Below are 19,138 nucleotides of genomic sequence, written 5' to 3'. Positions count from 1 at the left end.
GGAGATGGACCATGCCGATGCGGACACATGTTACCCGCAACAATATGCAGGACAACGCGAAGAAGGTCTCGATCGAGACGCTGAATGCGCGTCTTGCTGATCTGATCGATCTTGCACTGATCACCAAGCAGGCACACTGGAACCTCAAGGGTCCGCAGTTCATCGGCGTCCATGAGATGCTGGACGGCTTCCGCGCCAGCATCGACGAGTTCGTCGACACCACGGCCGAGCGCGTGACGCAGCTCGGTGGCACGGCGTTCGGCACGACGCAGGATGTGACGAAGAAGTCGATCTGCACCCCGTATCCGACCGACATCTATCGCATTGCGGACCACATCTCCGCGCTCATCGATCGTTATGCTACGGTCGCCAACGCTGTCCGCCAGTCCATCGATGTGACCGACGAGGCGGGCGATCCGGATACGGCCGACATTTTCACCGAAGTGTCGCGTGGCCTCGACAAGCAGCTGTGGTTCTTGGAAGCCCATGTGCAGGAGCCGACCGGCGAAATGCGTGACGGTGACGGCACCGGCAAGCGCTGATCGCACTGCGCCGTTTCGGCCCTGAAAAACCCCGCATCGTGCCAAACGATGCGGGGTTTTTTATTGGCGCCACACTCGGAACGCACAGGCCGACGCGGGGCCCGAGGCGCGCCAGTTCAAACCCGTTGGCGGATAACATCTGTCTCTCAGGGAAAGCGGTTCGGCCGCACCCGATATCACAAGGGATTGTCCGCAACGCCTGTCGATAGCCAGTTCAGCCAGTTCCACGTTTCGCCGCGGCCGTGGTCTTCCAACCGTCGCTCTGCAAGATGGTGGCAGCCGCAGGCGGAGTCTTTCGGGCCGTTCCATGGCAGCCTGCGCCGTGCGAAACGATCGGCCCGTTCATCAGGTCGCCTTCCGCTTACGCAAGCGCCTCGCGAGGTATGCCGTGACGGCAAGCTCGTCCGCGCCCAGAGAAAATGCATCGGCATCCTCCAGCGCACTTTCCGCCCGTTTCAGGAGAGCTTCGCGCAATGAGCCGTCCAGATAGCCATTCATGACTTCAGGATGGATATAGCTCTTGCGACAGATGGCAGGCGTATTGCCCAGCTTGGCGGCTACCGTCTCGATTGTCCTGAGCAGGTTTTTCTTTGCCCGCGCCTTCGTATCGACGGCTTCGAACGAGGCGAGCGCCAAGGCCGCAAGCTGCGTCGCAGCGAAGGTGCGGAAGTCTTTCGCCGTGATATCTTCGCCGGTCGCTTCCCGCAGATAGGCGTTCACATCCTGCGAGTGGATGATATGCGCCTGCCCTTCGTCATCCAGATACTGGAACAGTCGCTGGCCCGACAGGTCCTGAAGGCGTCCGATAACGCGTGCCAGTCGCGGATCGCTGAGATCGATGTGACGTTCAATCCCATGCTTGGCCCGAAAATCGAATGTCAGGTGACGCCCCTGCACATCCGCATGGTCATGACGCAGCGTGGTCAGTCCGAAGCTGTTGTTGGCGGTCGCATATTCGTCGTTTCCGACGCGCGCCAACGTCTTTTCCATAAGGCTGACGACACTTGCGAGAACCCGCTCACGATCCAGGCCCGGCGAACGCAGATCGGCGTCCACGCGCCTGCGCAATTTCGGCAGGACTTCCCCGAAAATCAGGACCTTCGCGAACTTGTCCTCGTCACGAACGAGACGCCATTTCGGATGATAACGGTATTGCAGGCGGCCGCGGGCGTCCCGGCCGACAGCCTGCAGATGTCCGTCAGGATCGGGACAGATCCAGACATCGCGATAGGCCGGCGGGATCGCCAGGCGTTTGAGCCGCGCGATCTCGTCGGGATCGGAAATCGCCTGACCACGCGGGTCCACATAGGAAAAATGCCGACCGTGCCGTCTGCGGGTAATCCCCGGCCCGGCATGGTCGACATAGTGTAGTCCCGCCGCTTTCGCGTGGGTTATCGCATCAACGCTGCCCGCGTCGCCCATCCGTGCCGCCCTTCCGCGCTCTTCGGCGGAAGAAACGCCTCACGGGCGGCGGGTTTCCCGAGTGCGACATGCACTCGGGATTACGGGTTCAGGCAGCTGCCTTGTCGGCATTCACCACCGGCAGCCGGATCAGGTAGTCGAATGCGGAAAGCGCCGCCTTCGCACCATCGCCGGTCGCGATGATGATTTGCTTGTAGGGCGTCGTAGTCGCGTCCCCTGCTGCGAACACGCCGGGCACGGAGGTCGCGCCATGTGCATCCACCTCGATCTCGCCCCGCTCGGTCAGCGCCAGCGTGTCGCGGAGCCACTCCGTATTGGGGACCAGACCGATCTGCACGAAGATGCCTTCCAGCTCGACGCGATGCTCGCGCTCGTTCGCACGCTCGCGATAGGTCAGCCCCGTCACGCGCTGCCCGTCGCCCAGCACTTCCTGCGTCAGCGCGCCGGTGATGATGCGGACGTTGGGCAGCGAACGCAGCTTGGTCTGCAGCACCTCATCGGCACGCAGGGTATCGGCGAATTCGAGCAGCGTGACATGGGACACGATGCCTGCCAGATCGATCGCGGCTTCGACGCCCGAATTGCCCCCGCCGATCACGGCGACCCGCTTGCCCTTGAACAGCGGACCGTCGCAGTGCGGGCAGTAGGCGACGCCCTTGTTGCGATAGAAATCCTCGCCCGGCACGTTCATGTGGCGCCACCGCGCGCCCGGCGCGAGAATCAGCGACTTGGTCCGCAGGGTCGCGCCGCTCGCCATGGTGATTTCATGAAAGCCACCGCGCGAGACGGCGGGCTTCAGGGAAGTCGCCTGCTGACCGGTCGTGATGTCGACTTCATAATGACGGACATGAGCTTCGAGTGCCGCTGCGAATTTCGGTCCTTCCGTCTCCGGCACGGAGATGAAGTTCTCGATCGCCATCGTATCGAGCACCTGGCCGCCGAAGCGCTCCGCCACGATACCGGTCCGCAGGCCCTTGCGCGCGGCATAGACCGCACCCGATGCGCCGGCCGGCCCCGCGCCGAGCACCAGCACGTCGAACGGCGCCTTCTCGCCCAGCTTCTTCGCCGCACGTGCCGTGGCACCCGTGTCGAGCTTGACGAGAATGCCCTCGGCATCCATGCGGCCCGATCCGAAAGGCTGCCCGTTCAGGAAAACCTGCGGCACGGACATGATGTTGCGCGCCGCGACCTCGTCCTGGAACAATGCGCCGTCGATCATCGTGTGGCGGATGTTCGGGTTGAGAACCGTCATGGCGTTCAGAGCCTGAACGACATCGGGGCAGTTCTGGCAGGACAGCGAGATATAGGTTTCGAACTCGTATTCACCGTCCAGCGCGCGGATCTGTTCGGCCAGTTCCGCTGAGAACTTCGGCGCGTGGCCACCGACCTGCAGCACGGCCAGGATGAGCGACGTGAATTCATGGCCCATCGGGATGCCGGCAAAGCGGATTCCCTCGACCCCGCCCGGGCGGCGGACGACGAAGGACGGGCGGCGCGCGTCCTCGGCATAATCGGCCACGGAAATCTTGTCGGACAGGCTGGCGAGATCGTGCAGGAGTTCGTGCAGTTCACGGGATTTCGCGCCGTCATCGAGGGAGGCGGCCAGTTCGACCGGATGCGCGAGGCTTGCGAAATGCGTGCGGAGTTGCGACTTGATCGGATCCTGCAACATCGATTGCTTGTCCCCTGCTTTTGCGAATTGCGTCGTATGATGTGGCTGGTCTGGAGACCAGCCGGGTCGGGACGGGCGCACCGTCAACCGACGGGTCCGGCAGCGGGACCGAGAGATCGCTTCCGCTGCCGGGCCTGCGGCGTATGAAGGATGGGTGTTGCGCGGCCCGAAGGCCGCGCAACACCCGGCCTGATCAGATCTTGCCGATCAGATCGAGCGACGGCGAAAGCGTCGTCTCGCCTTCCTTCCACTTCGCCGGGCAGACTTCGCCCGGATGCGCCGCGACGTACTGGGCCGCACGGACCTTGTCGAGCAGCTCGGAAGCCGAGCGGCCGATGCCACCTGCGGTGATCTCGACGTACTGGATCTTGCCGTCCGGATCGATCAGGAACGTGCCGCGATCGGCAAGGCCCGCTTCCTCGATCAGTACGTCGAAGTTGCGCGAGATCTGGCCGGTCGGATCGCCGATCATCGGATAGGAGATCTTGCCGATGGCCGGCGACGTGTCATGCCACGCCTTGTGCGAGAAATGCGTGTCGGTCGAGACCGAATACACCTCGACGCCAAGCGACTTGAACGTCTCGTAGTTCTCGGCCATGTCCTCGAGCTCGGTCGGGCACACGAAGGTGAAGTCGGCCGGGTAGAAGAAGACGACCGACCACTTTCCCTTCAGGTCGGCTTCGGTCACCTCGATGAACTTGCCACCGAGATAGGCCTGGGCCTTGAACGGCTTCACAACGGAATTGATAAGCGGCACGGGTTATTCCTTTTCGCTATCCTGTAGGACCAACTCGCGACGGGACACTTCAGGCCTGGCCGAGACACGCCCTGCCCTTCACCCCGTCTGCGATATCGTATCTTCCACGGATCGCATGAGAACGGAAATCGTTCCTGTCGATATGGGTCATAGGCACGACTATGCTTTGCATATCGATAGACAGGAATTATTTATGGTCCATGGCATATATTCCCCTCTCCGGCCTTTCCCTGCGCGACATCGAATATGTCGTTGCCGTCGATGACCTGCGGAACTTCTCCCGCGCTGCCGAGCGCTGCGGCGTCAGCCAGGCCGGGCTTTCGGAACAGGTCCGCAAGCTCGAACTGCTTCTGGGCGTGCCGCTGTTCGAGCGGTCGCGGCGCCATGTTGCGCCCACGCCGGATGGTGCGCGCCTGATCAGCATCGGCCGCGACGTTCTCGCCGCCGCGCGCACATTGCTCGAAGTGGCGCGAAGCCGGACCGGACCGCTCGACGGCCTGTTGCGCATCGGGGTCATTGCAACACTCGGCCCCTATTATGTGCCAGGCCTGCTGCCGAGCCTGCGGTCGCACTATCCTCAGCTCGCCTTGCGGCTGACGGAAAGCATGACCGGGCCGATGCTTCAGAAGCTGCGCCAGAACGAACTCGATCTCGCACTCCTCGCCCTTCCGCTCGCCTCGGAAACGCTGGTGAGCGAGCCGGTCTTCACCGAGCCGTTCCTTGGCGTGTTTCCGAAGGGCCATGCACTGGCCGAACACGATGCCCTGGCGCTCGAGCGTCTCGACGGCCCGGAACTGCTCCTGCTTGAAGACGGGCATTGCCTGCGTGAGCAGGCACTGTCGGTCTGCGGCGCCCAGGTCGGGCACGATGGCGACTCGCGCCTGGCGACAAGCCTCGAGATGCTCTGGCACATGATTGCGGCCGGAGAGGGTTATTCCCTGATCCCCCGCCTCGCATTGAACAACCGTTCGCAGCTCACGGATCTGGTCGAGATCCGGGAGCTCGATGCCCACGCGGCCCGTACGATCGGACTGGTGTGGCGCCGGTCGGATCCGCGCGGTCCGGTCTTCCGCGACTTCGCCCGGTTCCTGCGCGCCAGTTGCCCGGAAGGCTGCACACCGGCCGATCCCGCCGCGTGATCCGGGGCCGGGTCTGGCTCGCGATCGCACTGCTTACGGCAGGCGCGATCGCGCTGCACCGGAGCTGGGTTCCGCCGGCATGGGATCCGACCGTGCCACTCGACCTGCAGGCCCCGCGCACGCCCGTCACACGCCTGAAACTGGCTCTGCTCCAGCGCGATCCGGCGCTGTGTCGCGCAGCGCTGGCAACGGCGTCCGCCCCGATCGTGCCGGCGCCAGGGCTTGCCCGCGGCGCATGCCCCGTCACGGATGCGGTTCGCGTCAGTGGCGGTCCTGTCACGACCGCACCATCGAGCTTTCTCGCATCCTGTCCGCTGGCGGTCTCGTGGGTCATGTTCGAGACCGATGTGGCACGTCCGCTTGCCCGTGCGCATTTCGGCAGCGATCTCGTCCGGATCGACCACCTTGGGACCTACGCCTGTCGCGATGTCCGCAACGAGCCGGGCCGGCTCAGCGCCCACGCCCGCGCGAATGCGATCGACGTCAGCGCATTCGTCCTCTCCACCGGCCGGACGATCCCCGTCTCTCACTGGCGGGGCCATGATGCGGATGCCGCTTTCCTGCATGACCTGCGCGACCGGGCCTGTTCCCTGTTCGGGATCGTCCTTTCGCCGGACTATGACAGCCTGCATGCCAACCATCTGCATCTTCAGGCCGGCGGTTTCGGATTGTGCCGATAAGGTTGCGCGACTCGATGCACGTGATTTGAATCATGCCGCAAACGGAAACAGCCGGGTGCACTGCACCCGGCCGTCCCAAACCCCGCGATATGCGGCCCGTGATCAGGCGACGTTGCGCACGTCGTCCTGATTAACTTCAACCAGATACGGACCGCCCGCCTGCACTTCGACGCTGAGCAGCGCGCCGTCGCGCATGCTTTCCTCGAGCGGAAGGAAGGCGTCTCCCGTCGTCCAGCGGTGCGCACCCGGCTCGCGCCCGGCCCAGCCGTCATGATCGCCTGTCAGATGCGTATCGACGGCGCGGCTTTCATCGCCGGACCAGAGCGTCACCGCGCCGACCAGCACACCGAGATCCCGGCGGTCATCCACGAACGGACCGACCGTGTCGCACGGACGGGCGGTGCGGGAGCGCAGATGCACGCCCGTCGTGCCCGCGGGCAGCATGAACAGGACATGCCGGCCAGCCTGGCGGTGTGCGCGGATCGTGCGGCCGTCGTTGGTGACGAGATGCAGCTCCGGGTCGGCCTGCGTCACCGGGCTCGCGGACACCGTGCCACTGCGCTGCGCAAGACGGGCATGAAGCGGCTCGACGAACGCCTGATCTACGCACAACGGCGCTGCCGCGTCCCGGTGCCAGTCGAGCGACCGCGAGTTGAGCACGACGATCTGGCCGGGCTGGGAGAATCCATGGCGATTGCCGGTGTCGAGATAGGTCTCGGCCAGCGCGCCATCGGCCGAGATGATGGCATGGCGTTCGGTTTCGACGTGATAGTACGTGTAATCCGTGATCGAGCGGTCGTAATCGATCGACCCGCCATTGACGAGCATCCGGACCGGCACGAACGCGCCATCGAGATACAGGCAATGATCGGCCGTCACGAGAAGGTCCTTGTGCGGCACGCCATCGCTGAGCGCGCCCATCCGGACACGAACGGGATAGCCTGCCTGATCATCCGGGACGCCAGCGCGCACGATCTGACGCTTGGCGCCGACCCACGTCACCGCCTGCGCGGTCTCGGCCCCGTCCACGAATGTCTGGACGCTGTCGCCGATCGCAATGTCCTCGACCGCGGTTTCGCTGTCGTCGGCCATGCGGATCATCGTGCCGCCGAGATAGCAGATCGTGATGTCCAGCCCGCCGTCATAGGCGTCAACGCTGCCCGAGAACGTCTGCCCGTTATAAGCACTCGTGGAGAGATAGATGTAAGCGGTGAAGCCACCGTTGACGTAGGCAGCAAGCCGGTTTCCGCTCACGACACCAGAATAGGTATTTCCGGCGCTGTACTTGATGGCGTTGAAGTCGACAACGCCGCCTTCCAGGATGTTGACCACACCCGACGAGCCATAATTGACGCCGTTGACGATTTCGACCGTGCCACCTGAGCTGACCGTTGCGGCCGTTCCACTCAGCTGCGCGCCATAGCCGAAAATGACACGACCGCCGTAAGACACGGTTTCGCCACCGTATGTGTCGTAAGCTCCGCTCGTGAAGCTGACAACACCACCGGAAAGGATCGTGTCGGAGCTCGTATTGCCGCCGGACCCGACGATCAGCGTGCCGCCGGAACTGATCGTGTTGCCACCTGCCGCGTTCGCCGCCGGATTGCCGTTTCCGGCATACAACGTGACCGTTCCGCCCGCAGCGATGGTTGTGTTGTACAAGCTTGCACCGGACGACACTGTCATCGTGGCGCTGCCGCCGGACACCGTCGCAGAATTGACGTGCCCACCAGAGAGAATCGTTTGGCTTTGGCCGGGACCGACGGTCCCGCTGAATGTCGAGCCGCTTGATGTAGTTGCCATGGAAACAGATCTCCCTAAGGGCTGCGAAGACGCCCGCCGCCGGATGGACTGAACAGATACGTGGCCCGCCCGCGCAGCTGAGCCGTTTTCGCGTTTTCAGGCCGCGTTAACGGAATATTTCCGACTAGATCGCCGGAACATGCCGATTTTTCGCTGCTTTATGACCCGACCGAAACATAATTAACACTATATACGTATTTTGTTACATACCAATAGTGGTTTTTACCTTTTTTAATGATTCTGTTGCGACGAATTTCGGTGCGCATGGGATTGTTTGTCACCACCGCATGTGTGCTGTACGATTGTCGTCTCACGGAGGATGTTCGGGAGGCCGTACTCATGACGATCGGCATTCAGGTCGGAGATCCGGCGCCGTGGCTGGTCCTTCCGTGCTCGGATCCTTCCGGGCCTTATCATTTCGACAAGGCAGGCGGCCGCTTTGTCGCCGTTCTTCTGACGCATGATGCGGCGTCGGCCGCCCCCGCAATCGCCCGGATCGCGCGTCACCCCGGTCTGGCCGATGCGGTCAGCCGCCTGATCTTCACCCTGACACCCGACGGGGCGGGCGCGGGCCTGGCACCCGATCCGGCGCAACCCGGCCTGTTTCATCTCTTCGACGCTGATCGCCGGGCCGCGCACGCCTATGGCTATGACGGACACGGAGCATACTGGGTGGTTCTGGATCCGACCCTGCATGTCGTGGCGGTGCTCGGCGGCTCGGACGTTGAGACAGACATGGTGCTGGACCTGCTCGCACGCGTGCCGGCGTTCGGCGACAGGCCGGAGGCGCCGACGATCCCGGCCATCATCATGTCGGACGTATTCGAGCCTGCGTTCTGCGACGCGCTGATCACCGAATATCATACGCGTGGCTTTCAGCATTCGGGCGTCTTTACCGAGACCGTGGGCGGACAGACCGCACGCGCGATGGACTCCGGTTTCAAGCGCCGGCGCGATTGCATTCTCGAGGACGAGACCCTGCTGGACGGGGCACGGGCGCGCATCCTGCGCCGGATCGTCCCGGAGATCGGCCGCGTGTTCCAGTCCCGCGCGGGCTATCTGGAGCGCGTCATCGTCGCGAGCTACGACGGGCGCGAACGCGGCCGGTTCGGTGCGCACCGCGACAACACGATGCTGGCGACCGAACACCGGCAGTTCGCGATCTCGATCAACCTGAACGACCAATTTGCGGGCGGGGAACTCGTCTTTCCAGAATACGGTCCCAAACGGTTCCGCCCGCCGGCAGGTGGCGCGGCCGTCTTTTCATGCGGCCTCCTGCATCGGGTCGAACCGGTGGAACAAGGCGCGCGCTTCGCCTGCCTGACCTTTGCCTATGACGAAACCGCTGCCGCCCTGCGGCGCCGCAACTGGGACCGCATTCAGTCTGAAAAACGCCCGGCATAGGCCGACGCATAAAAATGCGACGAGATGACACGTCGGCGTCGTGCATCATCGCAAAGCGAGTGTTCCGGGACGCATGGCTTCAAATGTCGCTGGCGTCCTGCGGAAAGAGATCACCGTCGCTGACCGTTACGAAAATTTCTCATCTCCGACTTCAAGTTTCGCGAGCCTTCGTCATCGCTTTTCACAGCTCTCCGCCTTCCCGATGCTCTGCCGGTGACGGCACATCCACGAGCCATTCGTGGAAAACCCGGCGTCTTCGCTTGCCGATCGGGCGTGATAGAGGATCCGTTCACGGCCCCCTGTCAGGTGCCACGACAGAACTGAGGCTCGATAGATCGGGACCTGTGTAGCGTCCGGCACACCTTGCGATCATTGGGAGCGAAGTCCCCGGTATGAGGGTATCCGGGCGACACGCCATCCGGACCGCGTTTCGGCCTGCCGGAAACACGGACTTCACGCACTCAGACACCGATGGCCTTGCGTGGGACCAGCAACCCCAGGAGCTCCCTTCGGACCCGCGTCGCCGCGTGCGCCGCCCGGCTTCGCGGTGCCGTGAAGCCTCGGCCGTCGCTGCCTCTTTCCAATATTCGCGGCGATGCGGTATCCCTGATCGCGCCATGACGACGCTTGCCCTCCGCACCGCTGCCAGACAACTGGCCCTCCTGTCCTGTGCCGCCGCATGCCTTGGCCTGTCCGGGCGGGCGGCTCTTGCGCAGGAGGACGATCCGCACGACACCACCCAGCAGATGACGGCCGGTGTCGCGAAGGTTCTCGCGCGTGACCTCGCGGTCCTGCAGGTCAAGCCGGATGCGGCCAGCCAGGCTTGCGTGTCCGCGCTGCGCGACCTTCACAAGACCCAGGACCAGATCACCTACGAGGAAAAGCGGACGAAGGATCAGGACCTGCCCGTTGCGCGCGACGTGCTGGACTCCAATTTCGAAGACGCCATGCAGTATTGCGGAACAGATGCGCGCCGCCTCTGCCGCACCGAGGGCGACAGCGATCCGAAGTTTGCCGCCTCCTGCGGCGAACTTCGCCGCCACGAGGATGACGACGACGCGCGATAACGCGCGTCTCAGGCGCCGGGCCGCGCTCGCTCCATGGCCCAGATCGCGAAAGCCTGCACCAGCGCCACCTCTTCGAGACGCTTGAACCGTCCCGACGATCCACCGTGCCCCGCGCCCATGTTGATCCGGCACAGGAACGGACCGCCTGTGGCTTCCGCGCGCAGCCGCGCGATCCACTTCGCCGGCTCCCAATACGTTACGCGCGGGTCTGACAGGCCGCCCATGGCGAGGATCGGCGGATACGCAACAGGACGGATGTTGTCATAGGGCGAATAGCTGGCGATCAGGTCGTAGGCGGCCGGATCCTCGATCGGATTGCCCCATTCCGGCCATTCCGGCGGCGTCAGCGGCAGACTGACGTCCGACATCGTGTTCAGCATGTCCACGAACGGCACCTGTGCCGCGATACCCGCGAACAGATCCGGTGCCAGATTGGCGACCGCGCCCATCAGCAGCCCGCCGGCCGATCCACCATGGGCAACGATCCGGCCTTCGCTGCCATAGCCCTTCGCAGCCAGATGGCGCGCGCAGGCGACGAAATCGGTGAATGTGTTGGGCTTTTTTGTGCCCCGGCCGTCGAGGAACCAGCCCCATCCCTTGTCCGATCCGCCGCGCACATGTGCGACGGCATGGATCCAGCCCCGATCGACCAGGCTCAGAACGCTCGAGTTGAAGTTCGCGTCCATGGCGATGCCATAGGACCCATATCCGTATAGCAGGAGAGGTGCCTGCCCGTCGGCTGGCGTTTTCTTGCGCATCAGCAGCGTGATGGGCACCTGCGCGCCATCGGGTGCTGTAGCGAACAGACGCCGCGTTTCGTATTGCGCCGGGTCGTGGCCAGAGGGGATCTCACGCACCTTGCACAGGGTGCGCTCACCGGTTGCGAGATCCAGATCATACCAGTGCTGCGGCGTGGTGGGAGAATCGTAGACATAGCGCAGCGTGGTCGTTGCGTATTCGAACCCCGGCACGAGTTCGAGCGCGAAAGCGGCTTCGTCCTCGCCGATTGCCTGTGCCACGGAACGCGCATCCGTCCCCTCGCCCGGCAGCCCGGCCCGCGCGACGGTCAGGATCCGGATATTGCCGTCACACCGCTCGGCCCACGCGAGATGATCCTCGAGCGCCACGACATCGAGAATGAAATGGCCCGGCAGATGATCGACCAGAGGCACCCACAGGTCGCGCGTCGGCATCTGACCCGGGGCAGGACGCGCCGTGCAGAGCTTGAAGTCGGTCGCACCGCCGGTATTCGTCAGGATGACGAAACGATCACCCCAATGCGTCAGGCCATACCGTTCGCCGCGCACCATCGGGGCTGCGACCTGCGGCCGCGCCGTCGGTTCGTCCGCCGGAATCAGCAGCGTCTCGTTGGTGTCGTGATCTCCGCGTTCGATCATGATGAACGCGCGGGAGGCACTGACCGAGATCTGAAGAAAGAATCCCTGGTCCGGCTCCTCATGCACGAGCACGTCTTCGCCGCCGCGTGCGGGCCTGCGATAGATCCGTGACGGCCGGCCGTTGTCGTCGCGATAGATCCAGAACAGCCACTGGCTGTCTGGCGAGAACACGAAGCTGCCCGCCGTGCTTTCCACCGGCTCTCCCAGCATCTCGCCGGTCTGCAGATCGCGCACGAAGATCCGGTACACTTCCGAGCCCTGCGCATCTTCGGCATGCGCATAGAGGCTGTGATCGGGCGCGTGCCGTGCTGCCGCGACCGCGTAATAGTCATGCCCCTGAGCGCGGGCTTCGGCGTCGAGCAGGGTCTCCTCCGGGCCGCCGCCACGGGATCTGCGCACGCGGATCGGATGCTGGGCTCCGGCCGTGAACCGGGTAAGGTATTCGAACGCGCCGTCCGGACTGGGCAGCGATTCGTCGACTTCCTTGATGCGCCCGACCATTTCCCCGACCAGGGCCTTGCGGAGGTCCGCAAGTCCTTCGAGCGTTGCATCCGCGTAGGCGTTTTCCGCCGTCAGATGGGCCGCGATGTCCGGCCTGAGTGCCGCGGGGTCGCGCAGCACCTTCTGCCAGTTCTCGTCCTTCATCCAGGCGTAAGGATCCGTCCGCCTGCGCCCCAGCTGCGTGATGTCCTTAAGGTCGCGGTGCGCCTGCGGCAGTGTCGGAGCAGTCATGGACGGATCTTTCCGAAGACGTGGATCAGGGCAGGCTCGTGACGAGGGATACGCCTTCCTCGCTGGCCAGAACGGCCGCCTTTTCCTGACGGGTCAGCTTGGCCAGCGCGGCCTGCAGACTGGCAGCCTCGCGCAGCTTCACCAGACCGATCAGCAGCGCCGCGTCGACGGGATCGCCGGGTCTGCGGGCCGGCGGAAGGTTGGAGCGATGCGCATCCAGCAGCATCGGGCTCGACCGCAACATCGCGCAGGCCTCGCCTCCGCCCATGCCTTCGCTCGCCTCATCGGCCGCAATGGCCAGCATCATGACCTGCGGCAAGCGCGTTTCCTCGACGATCGTCAGGAGGCCCATCGCCCGCAGGCGTAAGCCCACCGAGCGGCTCGCCGTCAGTGCGGCAAGCGGGATCGCCAGAACCAGACCGAGGAGCACAGGCGTCATCCAGAAGAACAGGGCCTGCGACACCGACCAGGCCGCGACGGCCAACACGATGCCGAATGCCGTGAACACCCAGTAGTTGCGCGCAATCTGGGCGAGCGGCACGCGATCGTCCTCGCGCCGCTGCGCGTTCCATCCAGAATCACGCCCCATCAGGATCGACAGCACGCCGCTTGTCTGGATGAGCATGGCGATCGGCGCGATCAAACCGCCCAGCAACGTTTCCAGCAGGATGGAAATGAAGACGCGGACCATGCCGCCGCAGGCGCGCATGTCCACACGGTCGAAGCACAGGGCAATGAATGCGAATACCTTCGGCGCCAGCAAGACCGCCATGGTCCCGATGAACACGTATTTCGCCTGCACCGGATCGACCTGCGGCCAGTGCGGATAGAGCGTCTTGGTCTGTCCGAAATATTCCGGCCGGTAGAAATGCGACTGCAGCGAGATCAGGATTCCGAACAGCAGGAACAGAAGCCACAATGGCGACGTGATGTAGGAACCGATGCCCATCAACATGTGCAGGCGCGACACCCAGTGCATGCCGCGTGTCGTCAGCAGCTTGTAGTGCTGCAGATTGCCCTGACACCACCGCCGGTCGCGGATCGCGACATCGGTCAGGGATGGCGGGCTTTCCTCGAAGCTGCCGATCAGCGCCGGCACCATGTGGATCGCCCAGCCGCCGCGCCGCATGAGCGCTGCCTCGACGAAGTCGTGACTCAGGATATGGCCGCCGAATGGCGGCCGTCCGCGCAGATGCGGCAGGCCGGCCTGTTCGGCGAAGGCCTTGGTCCGGATGACGGCGTTGTGCCCCCAGTAATTGCCTTCCGAGCCGTGCCACCAGGCGATGCCCCGGGCGATCATCGGTCCGTAGACCCGGCCTGCGAACTGCTGCATGCGGGCGAACAGCGTGCGTCCGCCCACGATGATCGGCAACGTCTGGATCAGGCCGACATGCTCATGCCGCTCCATCGCGGAAACGATCCGCACGATCACGCCGCCGTCCATCAGGCTGTCCGCATCGAGAGTGAGCATCTGGCGATAGGCGCCGCCGAACCGCCGGACCCATTCGCCCAGATTTCCGGCCTTGCGATCGACGTTGTGCGCGCGTCTGCGATAGAAGATGCGCGCACCCTCTCCCATCGCGTCGCGCAGGGCGAGGAACGCGCGCTCCTCCTCGATCCAGACATCGGGATTGGTCGTGTCGGACAGGATGAATACGTCGAACGCGTCGATCCGCCCGCATGCGACGAGGCTCTCGTAGATGGCCCGCAGCCCCGCGAGCACCCGATTGGGATCCTCGTTGTAGGTCGGCATCAGGATGGCCGTGCGCGTCGAAAGCGTGGGCAGCGGCCCGTCCTTCGTGATGCCGAGACCCAGGCCCCCGCCCGTCAGCGCCGAAAGAAAGCCGCCAAGGCACGACATGAACGACAACGCGATCCAGGCGCCGAGAATGACGAACAGCGTCAGTACGACCACGCCGAGGATCGTCACACCCTCGCTGTTCAGCACGAGGTTCATCTCGTAGGCGCCGAACAGCGTGAGGGCTATCGCGCCGCCGAAGACAAAGGCGCGGCGCGCCCAGAGACCGCGCGGGGCCGTCTCCGGCGTGCTTTCCCGGTGGAACCGCTCCGGCATCGCCGCGAGGTTCTGGACCGGCATGTGAATCGGCGCCTCAGGCGGAAGAAACGCCCCGGGCTCCGTGTCGTGCGCGACCGTGCGATGCTTCAGGGCGTCCACCGATACATCCATTTCTCCGAAACCGGTCCCTGATCATTGGCGAGCTGACACTGCAGTTCCGCGCTCTTGGCGCCCGCGGGATCGAACTCGAATGTCGTGCGCCAACCATGAATGTCGGGGTTGGGTTCCACGACCACGTTCTTGATCGTGCCGACCGAGCTCTGCGGCAGGAGATGGAACTTCGCATCGGGTGCCAGATGATCGAACGGAGCGCCCGCGAAATCGATCACGAAGAACCGTTCCGTCGGCTGATCGACGACGGACCCCACGCGGGTCGCGACGATCCGGGCCTGCTGCGTCGGCCACGGATTATCCCAGCCCCAGTACATGCGATAGGTGAAGGTATATTCCTTGCCCGCCTGCAGGGGGGCCTTGGGACGCCAGAACGAGACGATGTTGTCGTTCACCTCGTTCGGCGTCGGGATCTCGACCAGATCGACCGCACCCTCGCCCCAGTCGCCGATCGGCTCGATCCACAGCGATGGGCGCTTCTCGTAATTCAGGGCCAGGTCTTCGTAATCGACGAAGGAACGCTTGCGCTGCATCAGGCCGAACCCGTGCGGGCTCGTGTCGGCAAAGGCGGAGAACTGGAGGTCGACAGGATTGGCAAGCGGGCGCCAGAGCTGCTGCCCTTCCCCGGTCCAGAGCTGCAATGCCTCGCTGTCATGGGCGGCAGGGCGCCAGTCATCGACGCGGTTGCGGTCGTTGGTGTCGAAATAGAACATGCCGGTCAGGGCCGCGACACCACCCTGCGTGATAGTCGTGCGCGGGAAGAACTGCGACTGGACGTCGAACACCGTCGTGGTGCCGGGCCGGATCGTGAACCGGAACGCACCGACGACCGACGGGCTGTCGAGCAGCGCGTGCAGGACCATCGAATCGACACCGGGATTCGGCCGCTCGATCCAGTAGGCCCGGAACGTCGCGAATTCCTCACCCTTCGGGTCGCCGGTCCCATTTGCGAAACCGCGCGCCGACAGGCCGTAGTTCTGCCCCTTGGCGACCGCACGGAAATAGGACGCACCGAGGAACACCGCGCATTCTTCCATCACGCCGGGCGTGTTGATGGCGTTGCGGATACGCAGGCCCGCGAAACCGAGGTTATCGGTGACGCGCAGTTCAGGGTTCGCGTAGGTGAACATGTCGGGGTTGTACGGCACGGGCGCGGCCTTGCCGTCCACGACTTCGTACATGTCGATCCGGGGCTTGTAGAGGTAGCCGCGCGGGAAGAACTCGATGTCGAACGCGAGGTTCTGCCCGTGCCACAGCGCCTGATCCGGCTTGAAGGCAACGCCTGCGAACTGATCGAAATTCATGTTGGAAATGGCGTCGGGCAGCTTCTGCGACGGCGCGGAGTAACTGCTCTTGGCCATCCTGGCCGCGATATCGCGCACCGTGCTGTCATCGAAGGGCGTGGGCCCCGCATCGGCTGCCACGGCTCGTCCGGCGCGGCCGGCAGCTCCCAGTAATGACAGGCCTGCGCCCAATTTGACGAGATCGCGACGCAGCAAATCAACCCCTCCGGCCCAATGATCGACACTAGCCCCGTCGTACGGGGCAAATCGGGCGCGACCATAGGCACACGCCCGTATCCTGCAAGTCTTCCGACAGGCAATGGTGGCCTTTTTACGACAAAGTCATCGCCGGCCGACCATTTCGCGTCAAGAACGCTTGCCGGCGTGTCGTCAGCGCGGCAGTGCGGCCTTGACGCCCTTTTCGCGGATCGTGCGCCGTGCCTCGACGACAGCCGCGTCGAGCTTCGCATGATCCAGATCGCGCCAGGCATCGAATGCCGGAAGCTTCAGGCCTGCCGCCAGATCGCTGTCCTTCGCCAGCGCGCGATCCTTGTCGGTATAGGTCGGCTCCGACAGCTCGAACGTGCCGCCCCGCTCGTCATGACCGCACAGAACCTCAAGATAGACGGCAATCCCGAATGCGATGCGCGAGAGATCGTGATGGGCCTGAAGCGACCGGCGCACCGTCTCGGTCCAGAACACCTGCACCTTGGAGCATCCATCGCTGCCGACCCGCAGCAGCTGGTCCGCCATCGCGGCATTCGAGAACCGGCTCAGCACCTGCTCCTTGGCCTGCTGAAGGTTCACGTCTGCCGGAGCCTCGATCTGCGGCAGGACGTCCTTGTCGAGATAGGCCGAGAGCATCGCCTTCAGGTCGGGATCGGCCAGCGCCTCGTGAACATGCTCGTAACCGAGCAGGATGCCGGGGAACGCAAGCATGATGTGCGAAGCGTTCAGGATGCGGATCTTGATATGTTCGTACGGAGTGACGTCGGGCACGAACTTCACGCCGACCTTCTCGAGCGGCGGCCGTCCGGCGCAGAAACGATCCTCGAGAATCCACGACGTGAAATCCTCGGCAACCAGGGGCAGTTCGTCGTCGAGACCGCTCGCATCGTTCAGCCGCCTGGCGATCGCGCCGGACACCGTCGGTGTGATGCGATCGACCATCCCGTTCGGGAACGTCGCATTGGCTTCGATCCACGCCGCCAGATCCGCATCGCGCGCCTTGGCAAAGCCGAGGAACGCGCGCTTCGCCACATCGCCGTTGTGACGCAGATTGTCGCACGACATCACGGTGAACGCGCCATGGCCTGCCTCACGCCGACGGCGGAGCGCCTCGACGACAAAGCCAAAGATGGTGCGCGGCTTGTCGGGATTGGCAAGGTCATGACGCACGGCGTCGGTGTCGAGACGGAACTGTCCCGTGTTCTCGTCGATGTTGTAGCCGCCTTCCGTGATTGTCATGGAGACGATGCGGATGGCGGGGGAAACGAGCGTATCCAGCACGGCGGTTTCGCCACCGGGCGCCAGCTCGTAGCCACGCAGGGCGCCGATGATGCTGACATGGCTCTCGCCGGATGCCGCCGTTTCCGTCAGCGAATACAGGCAGTCCTGCTCGCGGAAAGTCCGGGCCTTGCGCTCGGAGCGCTCGCCGGCGGTCAGGCCGACGCCGATGATCCCCCAGTCGAGCGAGGCACCCGGCAGGGCCATGGCACGATCGACATAGTAAGCCTGATGCGCGCGAAAGAAGTTGCCGACCCCGAAATGGACGATCCCGGGTGTCACGGAACCGATGTCATAGGCGGGACCGTGTACGCCCTCGGGCAGGGCATCCAGCGTCTTGCGCGTGATCATCGAGCAATCTCCTCTTGTTTTCGAACCGGTAACGGCGCGTTCATATCACGTCCAACGACCCTCACCGAGCCACGGTTGCCCGCAACTTGTCCGCGCTCGCCTCCCCGAACTCCATCAGGACACTGACGGCCGTCTCCAGATCCTGCCGCAGAAGCACCATGACGAAGCGCATTTCCGGCAGCGCATCGGGGCCGAGATGTTCGAGTTTCGAGAAGACATCGGCGCGTGTCAGCTTTGGCCGCCGGTCCTTGCCGCGCGCCGCCTGACGCTCGCAGACCTGCGCCAGCGTGCGGATCGCATGACTGACGCCGGGCCGCACGGCATGCAGCCGCTCGAACCCCCGCCCGCTTTCGCCCACTCCTTTTCCCGCGTCGATCGCACGCGCGATCAGGGCCGCGTCCTGCTGCAGCCTGCGCATCAGGTCGGGCAACGTCACCAGGACCGGATCGCGCCGATCGAGATTGCCGAAAAACTCCCGCCGCGCCTCGGCGACCGCATCGGTGAGTTCCGTCAGGTCCAGCACGCAGGCCTGGTTGCGTTCCTCGATCTGCGACCACGATTCGGACTGCCGCAATGCGGCATCCAGCATCGCCTCGACCTCGCGCAGCAGCTTTGCCGCCGTGTCAAAGGCATGCCTCCGGGCACTTGCGTGCAGCACGAGATAGGAGACGAGCACCGAGACGATGACGCCGCTGAAGATCGCGCCCAATCGTTCGGCCAGCGGCGTGTACGGATTGCCGGTGGACGGGAACAAATAGACGATCATCAGCGTCACGCCTGCGAAACGGAGGGACGGACGCAGGGAGGCGAGAAAGGCGAGCGGCGCCAGCGCGATCCAGAAGATCGTCCAGCGCGCGTCCACGAACTGATACGCCGTGATCGCGAGCGTTCCGGCGACAGCGCCCACGAATGTTCCGTTGAGCTGGTCGCGGGCGGTCGTCACGGTCTGCGATATGCTCGACTGCGTGACGATCAGCGCCGTGACCAGCGCCCAGATGGTCTCGTGCAGCCCGAAGATCAGCCCGACGAGCCAGGCCGCCATGACTGACACCAGAATGCGGACCGTCTGCCGCACGGCAGGCCTGATATCGGTCCGGCGGACGCCCGAACGCAACGGCTCGGGCGAGATCGGGCGCAATGGCCCCGGTACCTGACAGACCCGCGATTCGGCGGCGTCCTCCGTCATGCCGCGCTG

General features: G+C 64.3%; 14 protein-coding genes. 5 read left to right on the top strand and 9 right to left on the bottom strand.

The window, feature by feature from the left end:
- The first annotated feature begins 11 nt into the window (after window positions 1-11).
- Window positions 12-542: a DNA starvation/stationary phase protection protein Dps gene (gene dps, locus B8446_RS01400; protein WP_048846464.1), complete on the top strand. Its 531-nt coding sequence runs from the start codon at window positions 12-14 to the stop codon at window positions 540-542.
- Window positions 543-887: 345 nt separating this feature from the next.
- Here dps and B8446_RS01395 read toward each other — a convergent pair whose 3' ends face one another.
- The 3 genes from B8446_RS01395 to ahpC form a co-directional block, all read right to left on the bottom strand.
- Entirely contained in the window at window positions 888-1,964 is a 1,077-nt protein-coding gene (locus B8446_RS01395) for a DNA topoisomerase IB (protein WP_048846462.1), read from the bottom strand.
- 88 nt (window positions 1,965-2,052) lie between these two features.
- Window positions 2,053-3,636 (bottom strand): alkyl hydroperoxide reductase subunit F, encoded by a 1,584-nt coding sequence (gene ahpF / locus B8446_RS01390; RefSeq protein WP_048846461.1) that lies wholly within the window; start codon window positions 3,634-3,636, stop codon window positions 2,053-2,055.
- Between the two features lie 193 nt (window positions 3,637-3,829).
- On the bottom strand, window positions 3,830-4,393 hold the full coding sequence (gene ahpC, locus B8446_RS01385) for an alkyl hydroperoxide reductase subunit C (RefSeq protein ID WP_048846458.1): 564 nt from the start codon (window positions 4,391-4,393) through the stop codon (window positions 3,830-3,832).
- A gap of 200 nt (window positions 4,394-4,593) precedes the next feature.
- Here ahpC and B8446_RS01380 point away from each other — a divergent pair, with 200 nt between their 5' ends.
- Together B8446_RS01380 and B8446_RS01375 are read left to right on the top strand one after the other, a co-directional pair.
- Entirely contained in the window at window positions 4,594-5,532 is a 939-nt protein-coding gene (locus B8446_RS01380) for a LysR substrate-binding domain-containing protein (RefSeq protein WP_048846456.1), read from the top strand.
- Complete coding sequence (locus B8446_RS01375; protein ID WP_048846455.1) at window positions 5,529-6,212, top strand: extensin-like domain-containing protein; 684 nt, start codon at window positions 5,529-5,531, stop codon at window positions 6,210-6,212. The genes B8446_RS01380 and B8446_RS01375 overlap by 4 nt, the downstream gene beginning before the upstream one ends.
- A 102-nt stretch (window positions 6,213-6,314) precedes the next feature.
- Here the strand turns inward: B8446_RS01375 and B8446_RS01370 are convergent, their stop codons facing one another.
- On the bottom strand, window positions 6,315-7,874 hold the full coding sequence (locus tag B8446_RS01370; protein WP_048846452.1) for a Hint domain-containing protein: 1,560 nt from the start codon (window positions 7,872-7,874) through the stop codon (window positions 6,315-6,317).
- Between the two features lie 480 nt (window positions 7,875-8,354).
- On the opposite strand from B8446_RS01370, the gene B8446_RS01365 reads away from it, so the two are divergent.
- A complete protein-coding gene (locus B8446_RS01365) occupies window positions 8,355-9,419 on the top strand; it encodes a 2OG-Fe(II) oxygenase family protein (RefSeq protein WP_048846450.1) in 1,065 nt (354 codons plus the stop codon).
- A 617-nt stretch (window positions 9,420-10,036) separates the two neighbouring features.
- The gene (locus B8446_RS01360; RefSeq protein ID WP_048846447.1) at window positions 10,037-10,486 is read left to right on the top strand and encodes a hypothetical protein; all 450 of its coding nucleotides are present in this window, start codon (window positions 10,037-10,039) and stop codon (window positions 10,484-10,486) included.
- Window positions 10,487-10,494: 8 nt separating this feature from the next.
- Here B8446_RS01360 and B8446_RS01355 read toward each other — a convergent pair whose 3' ends face one another.
- From B8446_RS01355 to B8446_RS01335, 5 genes are all read right to left on the bottom strand, one after another.
- Window positions 10,495-12,615: a S9 family peptidase gene (locus tag B8446_RS01355; protein WP_048846445.1), complete on the bottom strand. Its 2,121-nt coding sequence runs from the start codon at window positions 12,613-12,615 to the stop codon at window positions 10,495-10,497.
- A 25-nt stretch (window positions 12,616-12,640) separates the two neighbouring features.
- Window positions 12,641-14,803: a glucans biosynthesis glucosyltransferase MdoH gene (gene mdoH / locus B8446_RS01350; RefSeq protein WP_048846444.1), complete on the bottom strand. Its 2,163-nt coding sequence runs from the start codon at window positions 14,801-14,803 to the stop codon at window positions 12,641-12,643.
- Window positions 14,779-16,302, bottom strand: coding sequence for a glucan biosynthesis protein (locus B8446_RS01345; protein ID WP_048846442.1), 1,524 nt, complete (start codon window positions 16,300-16,302; stop codon window positions 14,779-14,781). The genes mdoH and B8446_RS01345 overlap by 25 nt, the downstream gene beginning before the upstream one ends.
- Before the next feature lie 174 nt (window positions 16,303-16,476).
- The gene (locus B8446_RS01340) at window positions 16,477-17,943 is read right to left on the bottom strand and encodes a mannitol dehydrogenase family protein (RefSeq protein ID WP_048846441.1); all 1,467 of its coding nucleotides are present in this window, start codon (window positions 17,941-17,943) and stop codon (window positions 16,477-16,479) included.
- A 61-nt stretch (window positions 17,944-18,004) separates the two neighbouring features.
- Window positions 18,005-19,129: an FUSC family protein gene (locus B8446_RS01335; protein WP_241767580.1), complete on the bottom strand. Its 1,125-nt coding sequence runs from the start codon at window positions 19,127-19,129 to the stop codon at window positions 18,005-18,007.
- Window positions 19,130-19,138 lie beyond the last annotated feature (9 nt).

Source organism: Tanticharoenia sakaeratensis NBRC 103193 (assembly GCF_000963885.1).
GTDB classification, from domain to species: Bacteria; Pseudomonadota; Alphaproteobacteria; order Acetobacterales; family Acetobacteraceae; genus Tanticharoenia; species Tanticharoenia sakaeratensis.
This window is presented reverse-complemented; position numbering and strand designations above follow the sequence as displayed.